The following is a 12533-nucleotide window of genomic DNA, read 5'->3' as shown; positions in this document are numbered from 1 at the left end:
CATTCAGTTGCAGGCGCGTACGCAGATGGGATTGAAGCCTGGTTGAATTCTCCGCCTGCCAACCCGCATGGCAGCTCGGCTTCGGTGCCCGGCGTCAGACGGTTGTCACAATCGCGGTGCTAACTGGACGGATGCTTTGCCACTCCCCAGGAGGCTCCCATGGCGACATCCGTCGATTCATTTCAGGTGAAGGTGTATCAGGGTGACAGCGCCGTGCTGTTCGCCTTTGATGTGGCCGATGCCGATCGCGCCGATCTGGCCGGTTTTGCCATCCAGTGCACGCCGCAGGGCGGGGCGCCTTACTGGGTGCCCAACCGGCTCACCTTCGACACGCCCATCCATGCAGATGCGCCGCTGAAGGCCGGCCACTATGCCGATTCCATCGACGCGCCGTTTCAGTCGTTCCACTGGGTCCACTTTCCGCCGCATGCCGCCGCGCACCTGACTTACACGGTGCACGCGCGCTACTTTGTGTCGACGAACCCTGTGCAACTGGAGACGCGCGCCACGCGCACCGTCACCGCCACGCTGCAGCAGCCGATGAGCGATTGGGCCACCGTGGGCATGGTGCGCGGCTATGTGTCGTCGCAGGCGTTCATCGATCACTACGGCGGCAACACGGCCTTGGCACCGGACAAGCGCGCGCAGACAAAATCGCCGCTGCTGTACGACACGCAGCCGTATCAGAACAAGTACGCCTACCTGGGCGCCACCGGCCGCCGTCTCATCATCGATCTGCTGAACCACTGCCACGCGTCCGAGGGTTACGGCATCGACGTGCTGGCCTATGACCTGGATGAGCCTGACATCATCCGTGCGATTGCGTGGCTTGCGCAGAACGGTCGCAAGGTCCGCGTGATTCAGGACAACTACGTCGGCAACGGCGCCAGCCCGACGGGCCACGGCACCGACAACGCGTTTGAGACGCAAGCGACTGACTACTTCAGGCAAGCCGGCGCGGATGTCCGCCGCACGCACTTGGCGCGGTTTCAGCACCACAAGGCCATCTTGCTGCGTGATGCGGCCGGCAAGCCGGTGCGCGTGCTGGCCGGTTCTGCCAACTTCTCGCTGCGCGGCTTGTATGTGCAGGCCAACAGCGTGCTCGTGTTCGAGCAAGACGCCGCGCAGCTGTATGCGCAGGTATTCGAGCGTCTGTGGGGATGGATCGGCCAATACGGCGAAGACGCTGCCGGCAGCCGCAAGGTGGCCGCAGCCTTCCGCGCCGATGCGCTGGCGGCCAGCTGGCAGGCGGTGCCGCAAGGCAGCACGCCGCGTGCGCGCTTCGGCTTCTCGCCGCATCAGACCGATGCGTTGCTGACGGAGGCGGCTGACCGCGTGAAGGGCGCGCTGTCGTCCGTGCTGTTTGCGGTGATGGCCACCGATGGCGGCGGCGAGATGCTGACCACGCTCGAACAGGTGGTGCCGCACAAGGCTGGGCTGCTCTCGCTGGGCGTGATCGACAAGCAGGGTGGTGTCGACGCCTTTGCGCCGGGCCGCGATGTACCGTCGCAAACCGTGTCGTTCGCGTATTTGAAGGACGACGCGCCTGCGCCGTTCAAGCAGGAAGTGGATGCCGGCGCCGGCCAGCACATCCACCACAAGTTTGTCGTGTGCGATTTCAATGGCGATGAGCCGGTGGTGTTCTGCGGCTCGTCCAACCTGTCAAAGGGCGGCGAAGAGCAGAACGGCGACAGCCTGATCGCCATCTACGACCCGGCCATCGTCACGGCCTATGCGATCGAGGCCATCCGGCTGTTCGACCACTACCGCTTCCGCGCGGGGGAGTCGAAGGCCACGGCCGACAAGCCGCTGGTGTTGAAGCCGACCGGCGCGTGGGCCGACCCGTACTACGATCCGCAAAACATCAAGTTCACGGAGCGCACGCTGTTCGCCAAGTCGGGCACAGCGCAGGAGGCGGTGGTCGCGTGACCGATGCCGGCGGCGGTGCGTGCAGCCTTAAACGCGTCGCTGCCGGTCGCCCCACCACGCATCGCGCAGCCGGCGCTTGGCGATCTTTCCGTTGTCGTCGCGCGGCAGTGCTGTGGTGAATTCAATCTGGCGCGGGATCTTGAAGCCGGCAATCTGACCGCGCAGCCATTCGATCACGGCCTCTGCCTGCAGGTCTTCGCGCTCGGTCTGCACCACCGCGACGAGGCGCTCGCCGTATTCGTCGTCGGGTACGCCAAAGACGGCGCAGTCGACCACATCGGGGTGGCGCAGCAGCGCGTGTTCGATCTCGGCCGGGTAGATGTTCACGCCGCCCGAGATGACCATGTCTGATGCGCGGTCGCATACGTACAAGTAGCCGTCCGCATCGAGGTAGCCCATGTCGCCGAGCGTGACGAGGCCATCGCGCTCGGCCTTGCGGCGTGCCTCGTCATTGCCGCGATAGGTGAAATCGGGGTAGGCGGGCTGGTGGCTGTAGATCAGACCGATCTCGCCCGTGTCGCACGGCGTGCCGTCTTCACGCAGGATGCGCACGCGCGCGTCGCACACCGGGCGGCCGGCGCTCCCTGGGCGGGCGGCTGCGTCGCGCGGGTCCATCACCGTGATCATGCCGGTCTCGCTCGACGCATACGTTTCATAGATGACGGGGCCAAGCCAGTCGATCATCCTGCGCTTGATCTCGGGCGCGCAGGGTGCGCCGGTGGACGCCACGAAGCGCAGCGAAGACAGGTCGTAGCGGCTGCGTTCTTCGTCCGTCAACTTGAGCAGGCGCACATACATGATCGGCACGAGGTAGACGGTGTCGATGCGGTAGCGCTCGATCTGCTCGAGCACGCGCAGCGCATCAAAGCGCGCGTTCACCACCAGCAGCTCTGCCATCTGCGCGGCCTGCTGTGCGAAGAGACTCGGCGCGCTGTGATAGAGCGGCGCCGGCACCAGCGCGCGGCAGCCCGGCACGATACCGAACGTGGCCGCCACCACGGCGCGCGCCTTCTGCAGATGCGCGTCGAGCTGGTCGAGCGGCACGGCCTGGCGCACCACGCCCTTGGGCCGGCCCGTGGTGCCTGAGGTATAGGCCATGTGCCCGCGCGGCGATACCAGCGGCCCGTCGTATGGCGTCTGCAGCGCCAGCCAGTTGGCATAGCCGTCGGCACGGTCGGTGCCTTCGGCGTCCACGCGCAGCAGCTGCACGTGGGCCGGCAGCAGCGGTTCCACCGCGTCGACGAGGTCGCGATGGCCGATCAATACCTTGGCGCCAGAATCGCGCACGAGAAACTCCACCTCGGCCGGCGTGAAGTGCCAGTTGATCGGGCAGAAGTAGCACCCCGCGATGCGGCAGGCGTGCATCACGTCGATGTAGGCCGGTGCATTGCGCAGCAACACGCCGATCACGTCGCCCTCCTGCACGCCCATGCGGCGCAGACCGCCGGCAAGGGCGGCGCCGCGGGAGAGCAGCGTATCGGCATCGGTGGGGCGATCATCGAAGATCAGGTGGGCGGTCATGCGTGTCTCCTGCGCGGGGTCTCTGGTGGGCGGCTGCTGAATCCATGCAGCATGCCGGATCGAGCCGTATTGAACAATCCACGGTGAATTGCGCACACTGGTGAATGTCATTGGACAACGCACCGCTTGGCAGCGGGAGCCAGCCACCGGAATGCTGCGGCACGCCGGAGGCCGAAAAGCCCGTCCGGTGTGATGGCAGGGCGGGCATTTTTCCGGGTGGTGCGCGATTGTGCCCGGTTGTGACCACGACGGCCTTCAGGCACAATGCGCAACCTTGTGGAGATGGCATGCCTCCCTTAACCGCCGGTCTGCGGATGACGCGTCCGGCTGATGATGCCTACAAGTTCCTGGACGAAGGAAGTTGTAGGCACACGCCCAAACGACGTTCTGTCGCTCAGGTTTGAGTTCTTCGAATCTGGTCATCATGAAGAAAATGGTTACACGCTCCGAGCCGCTGCTCATGTTCGGGTATCTGCTGCGCTGGCTCTCATTGGGGGCGCTTGTCGGCATGCTTGCGGGCTTGGGCTCCGCGGTGTTGCTGCTGGCGCTGGACTGGGCGACCGACACGCGCATGGCTCATCCTTGGTTGCTGTGGTTCCTGCCCGTGGCGGGCCTTGCCGTCGGCTTGCTCTATCACTACACGGGGCGCTCGGTGGAAGGCGGCAACAACCTGCTGATCGACGAGATCCACGACCCGAAGCGCGTCGTGCCCAAGCGCATGGCGCCGCTCATCCTGCTGGGCACCGTTGTCACGCACCTCTTTGGCGGATCGGCCGGGCGCGAAGGCACGGCCGTCCAGATGGGCGGCAGCTTCGCGGACTACCTCACGCGGCTGTTCTCGCTGGCCCCGGCGGACCGGCGCATCTTGCTGATGGCGGGCATCAGCGCGGGTTTCGCGTCGGTGTTCGGCACGCCGCTGGCCGGCGCCGTGTTCGGGCTGGAGGTGCTCGCGATCGGCCGTCTGCGCTATGACGCGATCCTGCCGTGCTTTATCGCGGCCATCGTGGGCGACCTGGTGCCGCCGTTGCTGGGCGTGCACCACACGCCGTATGCGATTCCGTTTGTGCCGCATCTCACGCCCATCGCGATCGGCCTGGTCGTGGTGGCGGGCATCGTCTTCGGTCTGGCGGGCATGACGTTCGCGGCGCTCACGCACCGGCTCAGCCGCCTGTTGAAGCATCACATCGCCTTCGGGCCGCTGCGCCCGGTGCTGGGCGGCAGCGTGGTCGTGGCGGTGGCCCTGGCGCTGGGGACGGATAAATATCTCGGCCTCGGCATTCCGGGCATCGTGGACGCATTCCACATTCCGCTGCCGGCGTACGACTTTGCCGGCAAGGCGGCCTTCACGATCGTCACGCTGGCGTCCGGCTTCAAGGGCGGCGAGGTCACGCCGCTGTTCTACATCGGCGCCACGCTGGGCAATGCGCTGGGCTACGTGCTCCCGCTGCCGTTCCCGCTGCTGGCGGGCCTGGGGTTCGTTGCCGTGTTTGCGGGCGCCGCCAATACGCCCATCGCGTCGACCTTGATGGCGATGGAACTCTTCGGCCCCGAAGTCGGCACGTTTGCCGGCATTGCCTGCGTGGTGAGCTATCTCTTCTCGGGCCACACCGGCATCTATCACGCGCAGCGCATTGGCCATGCGAAGCGCCCGTCCGACACGGAACCGGCGGCGCAGGCTCCGGCTGAATCCGCCGGGCGCTTTTAGCGCGGAGGCGCGAGCGTGGCGTCCATCAACCGCCGTAGAAGCGCTCGCACAACGCCGCACTTGCGCCGAGTTTGCGCGACAGCTCGGACGCCGCCTGCAACTGCTTCGTGACGACCTCCCCAGAGGTGCGCGCCGCTTCCAGCCGTGAAGCTGCGCCTGACAGCGTCAGCGCGGCCATGAACTTGTCGCCGGAACCGAAGATGGGCGTGGCGAACGCCGCCGTGTGCTGGTCGCGCGCGCCAGAGGTGAACAGCGGTAATTCGGGGGTGCCGTCATACAGCGCTTCACCCAGCCCCCAATAACGCAGCACGTGGCTGATGGCCGTGTCGTCCAGCGGCAGCGACGTGCCGGGCAGGCGGGTCTCGCGCAGGCCTTCGGACGGCTCGGCGCGGAACAGGCACAGCCGCCGGCCGTGATCGACGACGTAGTACGATGCGCTCTCTCGCGTGGCCGCCGCCAGCGCATGCAGCACCGGCTCCACCACGGAAGACAAGTGGAACGACTGCTCGTAGAGCTTGCCGAGATACAGCAAGCGCGGTCCGAGCGAGTACGCGCCGGACTCGGAGCGGGTGACATAACTCATGCGCTCCAGCGAGTTCATCAGCCGATACACCGTGGTCTTGTGCATGCCCGACGCTTGCGCCAAGGCCGCGAGTGACAGGGCCTCCGCCCCCGGCTTGAAGCAATCCAGCAAGGCCAGCGCCTTTTCTACTGCGGCAACGCCGTCATTTCCCATTTTCCGACTCCCCGAACTTCGAACGGTGCGATTGTACTGGGTACAACGCTGTTGTATCTAGCGGAAGGGTAAACGCTAGTGGATCGCCCCCCTTGCCGTCGCTATAGTGATTTCACTGAGTACACCACAGTTTTACACAGTAAAACATCAAAGTCTGAGGCAGGTTTTCATGAGTACCCTTTCACACAACACTTCCGCCATCGTTCGCGACATCGAACGCGTTTCGCCCGCGCTGGTCGAGGCGGCTGCCCGCTTCCAGGCGGCCATCCTGGCTGACGTTGCCGGCCGCCGCGGCACCTTGAACTGTCGCGTCAAACCGCTCGCGCCGACCATGAAAGTGGCCGGGCCGGCCGTCACGGTGGAGGTGCGCCCCGGTGACAATCTCGCCATCCATGCCGCCCTGGCGGTCGCCAAGCCCGGCGATGTGATCGTGGTGGACGGCAAGGGCGACCAGAGTTGCGCGCTGATCGGCGAGATCATGGCCACGCAGGCGCAGACAACGGGCATCGCCGGGTTTGTCATCGATGGCGCGGTGCGCGATTCGCATGAGCTGGCGCACGGCACGTTCCCGATCTTTTCTGCCGGCTTGAACCCGTGCGGCCCGACCAAAAGCGTGGCAGGCCGCGTGAACCTGCCTGTATCGGCTGCCGGCGCAACGGTGCACCCGGGTGACCTGGTCGTGGGCGACGCAGATGGCGTAGTCGTGATCCCGCGTGCCGACGTCGAGCGCATTCTCGTGCTCGCACAGAAAAAGGTGGATGCCGAAGCGGCCCGCATTGCGGCGATCCGCAAGGGCGATACGCGCCCCGGCTGGCTCGAGAAAGAACTGCGCGCGGCGGGCATGCTGGCCGAAGGCGAGGCACTGTAATGAGCACGACTGCAACCAAGCCCGTCCTGCTCGTCACGGCAGCTGACCTGGCCCCGCAAGCAATGGAGATGCTGGGCGATTTCGAGGTCGTGTTTGCCGGCAAGCAACCCACCGAAGACGACATCCTCGCGCTCTGCGCACGGCACAAGCCGGTAGCGATCATCGTGCGCTACGGCAAGATCAACGCCCGCATCATGGATGCAGCCGGCGGCAACCTGCAGGTGATCTCAAAGCACGGCAGCGGTATCGACGTCATCGATCAGGATGCTGCCGCGGCGCGTGGCATCGCGGTGCGGGCTGCAGTGGGCGCCAATGCCGCGGCCGTGGCCGAACATGCGTGGGCGCTGATTCTGGCGTGTGCCAAGTCTGTCCCGCACCTCGACGCGCGCATGCGTGCGGGGCATTGGGACAAGGCGACGCACAAGTCAGTCGAACTGGATGGCCGCACGCTGGGCGTGGTCGGCCTGGGCGCGATCGGCCGCCGGGCTGCCACGATCGGGCTGGCGTTCGGTATGAATGTCATCGCCTTCGACCCGTACGCCAAGGAGACGCCGGCAGGCGTCAAGCTGGTGAGCCTTGGCGAGTTGTACGCGCAGTCCGATGTGGTGTCGCTGCACTGCCCGTTGACCGCCCAGAACCGCAAGATGCTGAACCGCGACGCGTTCAACTGCTTCAAGCCCGGCGCGATCCTGGTCAACACGGCGCGCGGTGGCCTCATTGACGAAGCCGCGCTGGTGGAAGCGCTGGCCACTGGCCAACTCCGTGCAGCAGGGCTCGACAGCTTCGGTGTGGAGCCGATGACGGTGCCGCATCCGTTCCAGGGTATTGCGAACATCATTCTGTCGCCGCACGTCGGCGGCGTGAGCGACGCGGCCTACGTGAACATGGGCAAGGGCGCGGCGGCCAATGTGCTCGCAGTGATCGAGGAACGTGCCCGCACGGCGGCGTGATGTCCATGTTCCTGCTCTCGCCACCGGCGGTGCGTGAAGCCGAAGTCTTCACGCGCATGCCTGCCAGGTTTCGCAAGCCCGATGTCCAGACGGAATGGGCGCGCGCCAATCGCGGCGGGCAAGCCACCGACTCGTTTCTGGAAGGACCGGTGTGGTGTCCGGACGGCCGCGGCCACGGTCATCTGTACGTGACCGATATCCCGCACGGCCGCGTCTTCCGCATCTCGAAGGCGGGCGATTGGGAACTGGTGACCGAATACGACGGTGAGCCCAACGGCATGAAGTTCGTCGACGATGCGCACCTGCTCATCACCGACTACCGCAACGGGCTGATGCTGCTCGACATCAAGCGTGGCGAAGTCACGCCGTATCTTGAGCGCCGCAACTCCGAGCGCTTCAAGGGCGTGAACGATCTGACGTTCGATTCGCGCGGCAACCTGTACTTCACCGACCAGGGCCAGACCGGGCTGCAAGACCCGACGGGTCGCGTCTATCGCCTCTCGCCGGAAGGCAGGCTCGACATGCTGCTGGGCAATTGCCCCAGCCCCAACGGGCTTGTGCTGTCGCCCGACGAGAAGGTGCTGTACGTCGCCATGACGCGCGGCAACTGCGTGTGGCGTGTGCCGTTACAGGCCGATGGCTCCGTCAGCAAGGTCGGCCAGTTCTTCACGTCGTACGGCCCGAGCGGCCCGGATGGATTGACGATCGACACAGCGGGGCGGCTGTTCGTGGCCAACCCCGGACTCGGCCGCGCGTGGGTGCTGAACCACCGTGCAGAGCCGGACATGGTCTTGACCAGCCCCGAAGGTGCATCGCTCACGAACCTGTGCTTTGGTGGCCCCGGAATGAAGACGCTTTTCATGACCGAATCGGTGTCCGGCACGGTGCTCAAGACCGAGATGGACATCGCCGGCCCGCTGCCGCATCGGGCAAAGCAGACAAAAGCCACGACCTAGCCCCAGCTCATCGATACCCGACCCTGAGCGCTCATAGAAGCGCGATGGAGGAGACCATGCAAATGTCCCAGACCTTGACTGCCACCACGCCAGCGCATGGCGCGGATGTGCGCCCCGCCACCACGCTGCCCGATGCGGACTACCAGGCGAGCGAACGCACGCTGGCCAAGGCGTTCCGCCGCATCCTGCCGTTCATCTTCGCCTGCTATGTGATCAGCTATCTCGATCGCACCAACGTGGGCTTTGCCGCGCTCACCATGAACAAGGACATTGGCCTCACGGCCGAGCAGTTCGGGTTCGGCGCAGGGTTGTTCTTCATCGGGTATTTCCTGTTCGAGATCCCGAGCAACCTCATCATGCAGAAGGTGGGGGCGCGCATCTGGATCGCGCGGATCATGATCACGTGGGGCATCTTCTCGATGGCCACGGCGTTTGTGGTCGGGCCCAAGAGTTTTGCGGCGGCGCGCTTTCTGCTGGGTCTTGCCGAAGCGGGCTTCACGCCGGGCATCTACCTCTACTTCACGCATTGGTTTCCGGGCAAGTGGCGCGCCAAGGTGACGGCTGCGTTCCTGGTGGGCATTCCGGTGGCGAACATGATCGGCTCACCCATTTCCGGCGCGCTGCTGGAACTCGGCGGCCTGCATGGGCTGCGCAGCTGGCAATGGCTGTTGCTGATCGAAGGGCTGCCGGCTGTGCTGCTTGGCATCGCGTGCCTGTTCGTGCTCGCGGATCGGCCGGAAAAGGCGACATGGCTCACCGACGATGAGAAGACCGTACTCGCGCGCAGCCTCGCCATGGAGCAACGCGACATCGCCAGCAAGCACGGCGCGACCCTGCGCGATGCCATGACCAACTGGCGCGTCTTCGTGCTGGCGTTCATCAACTTCTGCGGCATCGTCGGCTCCATCGGCGTGGGCCTCTGGATGCCGCAGATCATCAAGCAGTTTGGCGTCGAGCACACCGTGGTCGGGTGGCTGACGGCCATCCCGTACGCGCTCGGTGCGGTGGTCATGCTGTGGTGGGCACGCGTGGCGAACCGCGCGCAGAACCGCGTCCCGTATGTGGCTGCCGCGCTGGTGGTTGCAGCGGTGGCGCTGGCGGCCAGCACGGCCTTGGATGCACCGGCGCTCAAGCTCGCGGCGCTGTGCGTGACGGTGAGCGGCATCCTGGCGTTCCAGGCCACGTTCTGGGCGATTCCGTCCACCTTCCTTACGGGCCGTGCGGCCGCGGGCGGCCTCGCGCTGATCGTTTCCGTGGGCAACCTCGGCGGCTTTGTCGGTCCGTCGATGGTCGGTGCCATCAAGCAGTACTCGCAGGGCTTTACGGCGCCGCTGCTGGCGGTGTCGGCCGTGCTCATCATCGGCGCACTGTCCATCGCCTGGCTGGGCGACCCGGGCGCCGATGCCGGTGAAGCCGCAACACCCTGATCGTGCGATCGCAGTACCTTTCTACCCAGACATTCAAACAGCGCCGCACAGCACCCGACGGCGCCAGGAGACACACATGCAAGTGACCGGCGGTACCGGCGTCACAGAGATCGAGCAGCGGACCCTTCGCAAGGTGGTCTGGCGGCTCGTTCCGTTTCTCATGGTCTGCTATCTGCTGGCCTTCATCGACCGCGGCAACGTAGGCATGGCCTCGCTGCAGATGAACCATGACCTCGGGCTGACGGCCCGTGTGTTCGGTTTCGGCAGCAGCCTTTTTTTCGTGTCGTACTTCTTCTTCGAGGTGCCGAGCAACCTGGCGCTGCAACGCTACGGCGCACGCATCTGGATCGCGCGGATCATGATCACGTGGGGGCTGGTCTCGGCCGCCACGGCGCTGGTGAGCGGCCCGGCCTCGTTCTATGCCTTGCGCTTCCTGCTGGGTGCTGCAGAAGCGGGGTTCTTCCCCGGCGTGCTGCTGTACCTCTCGTACTGGATTCCGGCAACGCACCGTGCGCGCATTGTGGCGACGTTCATGGTTGCAATCCCGGCGGCAAGCTTTATCGGTTCGCCCCTCTCTGCTGCGCTGCTGCAGATGGATGGGTTTGCCGGCCTGCGCGGCTGGCATTGGCTGTTCATCCTCGAAGGCATCCCCACGGTGCTGCTGGGCTTCGCCTGCTTGCGCGTGCTGACCAACCGGCCCGAGGAAGCCAAATGGCTGTCGAACGAAGAGCGCCAGTGGCTCACGAATACGTTGGCCGGTGAAGCGCGTGGGCCGAAGAAGGTTGCGCAGATGCCGCTGGCCAAGCTGTTCTGCAATCGCTACGTGCTCTGCCTCGCGCTGGTGGACGTGTGCGCATCGGCCGCCGGCAGCACGCTGTCGGTATGGCAGCCGCAGCTTCTCAAATCGTTCGGGTTGACCGTCATGCAGACGGGGCTGCTGAACTCCGTGCCGTATGCCGTGGCATCGGTGCTGATGGTGCTGTGGGGCCGCCGCTCCGACCGCCTGAAGGAGCGCCGCTGGCACACCGCCATTCCCATGCTGCTGATCGGTCTGGGCCTGTTCGGCACGTCGCTCAGCGGGTCGCTCGTGCCGACCATGGTGATGCTGTGCGCGGTGCTGGTCGGGGCCTATTCGTTCAAGGGGCCGTTCTGGGCGCTGGCCTCCGGCATGCTCTCGAACAGTGCAGCCGCTGCGGGGCTCGCCACCATCAACGCGATTGCCAACCTCATCGGCGGCGGCCTGATGGTGAATGTGTACGGCTGGGTCCAGCAAGCCACGGGCAGCTATGCACTGGCGCTGATGCCGTTGGCCGTGCTGACGCTGGTGAGCGTGACGACGCTACTGCTGTTGAGCCGTTCCACGCCCGAAGCACAGGTGCTGAACAAGACGGAGACCGCCTGACCATGCGCGCCCTCAACAGAAGGCAGTTCCTGCAGATGGCCGGCGCCGGTGCCGTGGCGGCCGCTGTTCCGGGGCTGGCCGACGCAGAAGAGTTGTGGTCCACCGGCAGCGCCCCGCCGACGTTCAAGCTGCCGGCCGGCGCCGTGGATTGCCACATGCACATCTACGATGACCGATTCCCGAGCGCCCCAGGCACCACGCTGCGGCCGCCCAACGCGAGCATCGAGCAGTACCGCAAGGTGCAGGCGCGTCTGGGCGTGCAGCGCAACGTGGTGGTCACGCCGTCGACGTACGGAACGGACAACCGCTGCACGCTGGATGCGCTCAAGCGTTTCGGGCCCAATGCGCGCGGTGTTGCGGTGGTCGATACGTCCGTGACGGACGCCCAGCTTGCGGAAATGCATGCGGCAGGTGTGCGGGCCATCCGCTTCAACCTCAGCTATCCGGGCGCCACCACCGTCGAGATGCTTGCACCGCTGGCGTCACGCATCGGCGCGCTTGGGTGGCACGTCGAACTGGTCGTGCAAGGCGCCAAGTTGCCCGCGCTGGAGCCGCATCTCCTTGCGCTGCCGTGTCCGCTTGTCATCGATCACATTGCGCACGTGCCACAGCCGGGCGGCATGCAGTCCGACGCCATGCGCACGGCGCAGCGCCTGGTCGACAAGGGCAACACGTGGGTCACGCTGTCTGGTCCTTACGTCGATTCCAGGACGGGTGCGCCCGCTTATGCGGATGTCGAACCCGTGGCCAAGGCCTTCATCAACATGGCGCCCGAGCGGATGCTCTGGGGCACCGACTGGCCGCATCCGACCGAGAAGACGCACAAGCCCGACGATGCCGCGCTGGTCGATACGATGGCCACGTGGATCAGCCGTGCGGATTGGCAGCAGATGATCTTTGTGGCCAATCCGGTAGAGCTTTACGGCTTTTGAGATCAAGAACTCAATGCGAGTCCAGCGAGGTGCTCCTCGCGCTCGGTGCCCTAGGGGTATTTGCGATCGCTGGAGGTGCGAGACACAGCGCTGCGCACGTTGATCAC

At 65.6% G+C, this 12533-nt stretch carries 10 protein-coding genes and 1 riboswitch; of the genes, 8 read left to right on the top strand and 2 right to left on the bottom strand.

What is annotated here, in order from left to right:
- Positions 1 to 159: 159 nt before the first annotated feature.
- Positions 160 to 1929, top strand: a complete 1770-nt coding sequence (locus R2669_RS03440) for a phospholipase D-like domain-containing protein (protein WP_316898562.1) — start codon at positions 160 to 162, stop codon at positions 1927 to 1929.
- 27 nt (positions 1930 to 1956) lie between these two features.
- On the opposite strand, the gene R2669_RS03435 is transcribed toward R2669_RS03440, so the two are convergent.
- Positions 1957 to 3450 carry an acyl-CoA synthetase gene (locus tag R2669_RS03435; protein ID WP_316898560.1) on the bottom strand — a complete coding sequence of 498 codons (1494 nt, stop codon included), beginning with the start codon at positions 3448 to 3450 and terminating at the stop codon, positions 1957 to 1959.
- A gap of 269 nt (positions 3451 to 3719) precedes the next feature.
- A riboswitch (Fluoride riboswitch) is annotated at positions 3720 to 3797 on the top strand.
- A 77-nt stretch (positions 3798 to 3874) separates the two neighbouring features.
- On the opposite strand from R2669_RS03435, the gene R2669_RS03430 reads away from it, so the two are divergent.
- Positions 3875 to 5155 carry a voltage-gated chloride channel family protein gene (locus R2669_RS03430; protein WP_316898558.1) on the top strand — a complete coding sequence of 427 codons (1281 nt, stop codon included), beginning with the start codon at positions 3875 to 3877 and terminating at the stop codon, positions 5153 to 5155.
- A 25-nt stretch (positions 5156 to 5180) separates the two neighbouring features.
- On the opposite strand, the gene R2669_RS03425 is transcribed toward R2669_RS03430, so the two are convergent.
- Positions 5181 to 5891 carry an IclR family transcriptional regulator gene (locus R2669_RS03425; protein ID WP_316898556.1) on the bottom strand — a complete coding sequence of 237 codons (711 nt, stop codon included), beginning with the start codon at positions 5889 to 5891 and terminating at the stop codon, positions 5181 to 5183.
- Between the two features lie 169 nt (positions 5892 to 6060).
- Between R2669_RS03425 and R2669_RS03420 the strand changes: the two genes are divergently transcribed.
- The 6 genes from R2669_RS03420 (at position 6061) to R2669_RS03395 (ending at position 12426) form a co-directional block, all read left to right on the top strand.
- Positions 6061 to 6759: an RraA family protein gene (locus tag R2669_RS03420; RefSeq protein WP_102065904.1), complete on the top strand. Its 699-nt coding sequence runs from the start codon at positions 6061 to 6063 to the stop codon at positions 6757 to 6759.
- Positions 6759 to 7709, top strand: a complete 951-nt coding sequence (locus R2669_RS03415; RefSeq protein WP_316898554.1) for an NAD(P)-dependent oxidoreductase — start codon at positions 6759 to 6761, stop codon at positions 7707 to 7709. The genes R2669_RS03420 and R2669_RS03415 overlap by 1 nt, the downstream gene beginning before the upstream one ends.
- A 5-nt stretch (positions 7710 to 7714) precedes the next feature.
- Positions 7715 to 8665 carry an SMP-30/gluconolactonase/LRE family protein gene (locus R2669_RS03410; RefSeq protein ID WP_316899062.1) on the top strand — a complete coding sequence of 317 codons (951 nt, stop codon included), beginning with the start codon at positions 7715 to 7717 and terminating at the stop codon, positions 8663 to 8665.
- 56 nt (positions 8666 to 8721) lie between these two features.
- Entirely contained in the window at positions 8722 to 10092 is a 1371-nt protein-coding gene (locus R2669_RS03405) for an MFS transporter (protein WP_430708758.1), read from the top strand.
- Between the two features lie 76 nt (positions 10093 to 10168).
- Complete coding sequence (locus R2669_RS03400; RefSeq protein ID WP_316898550.1) at positions 10169 to 11494, top strand: MFS transporter; 1326 nt, start codon at positions 10169 to 10171, stop codon at positions 11492 to 11494.
- 2 nt (positions 11495 to 11496) lie between these two features.
- Positions 11497 to 12426 (top strand): amidohydrolase family protein, encoded by a 930-nt coding sequence (locus R2669_RS03395; protein ID WP_316898548.1) that lies wholly within the window; start codon positions 11497 to 11499, stop codon positions 12424 to 12426.
- Positions 12427 to 12533: the final 107 nt, after the last annotated feature.

The sequence above is a fragment of the Ralstonia edaphi genome (genome assembly GCF_958350185.1).
Taxonomy (GTDB): domain Bacteria; phylum Pseudomonadota; class Gammaproteobacteria; order Burkholderiales; family Burkholderiaceae; genus Ralstonia; species Ralstonia edaphi.
This window is presented reverse-complemented; position numbering and strand designations above follow the sequence as displayed.

Excerpts from the sequence above, each read along its gene's own strand:
- R2669_RS03435 (WP_316898560.1), bottom strand. The coding sequence starts at position 3,450 with ATGACCGCCCACCTGATCTTCGATGATCGCCCCACCGATGCCGATACG.
- R2669_RS03405 (WP_430708758.1), top strand. The coding sequence starts at position 8,722 with ATGCAAATGTCCCAGACCTTGACTGCCACCACGCCAGCGCATGGCGCG.
- R2669_RS03425 (WP_316898556.1), bottom strand. The coding sequence starts at position 5,891 with ATGGGAAATGACGGCGTTGCCGCAGTAGAAAAGGCGCTGGCCTTGCTG.
- R2669_RS03400 (WP_316898550.1), top strand. The coding sequence starts at position 10,169 with ATGCAAGTGACCGGCGGTACCGGCGTCACAGAGATCGAGCAGCGGACC.
- R2669_RS03410 (WP_316899062.1), top strand. The coding sequence starts at position 7,715 with ATGTTCCTGCTCTCGCCACCGGCGGTGCGTGAAGCCGAAGTCTTCACG.
- R2669_RS03420 (WP_102065904.1), top strand. The coding sequence starts at position 6,061 with ATGAGTACCCTTTCACACAACACTTCCGCCATCGTTCGCGACATCGAA.
- R2669_RS03415 (WP_316898554.1), top strand. The coding sequence starts at position 6,759 with ATGAGCACGACTGCAACCAAGCCCGTCCTGCTCGTCACGGCAGCTGAC.
- R2669_RS03440 (WP_316898562.1), top strand. The coding sequence starts at position 160 with ATGGCGACATCCGTCGATTCATTTCAGGTGAAGGTGTATCAGGGTGAC.
- R2669_RS03430 (WP_316898558.1), top strand. The coding sequence starts at position 3,875 with ATGAAGAAAATGGTTACACGCTCCGAGCCGCTGCTCATGTTCGGGTAT.
- R2669_RS03395 (WP_316898548.1), top strand. The coding sequence starts at position 11,497 with ATGCGCGCCCTCAACAGAAGGCAGTTCCTGCAGATGGCCGGCGCCGGT.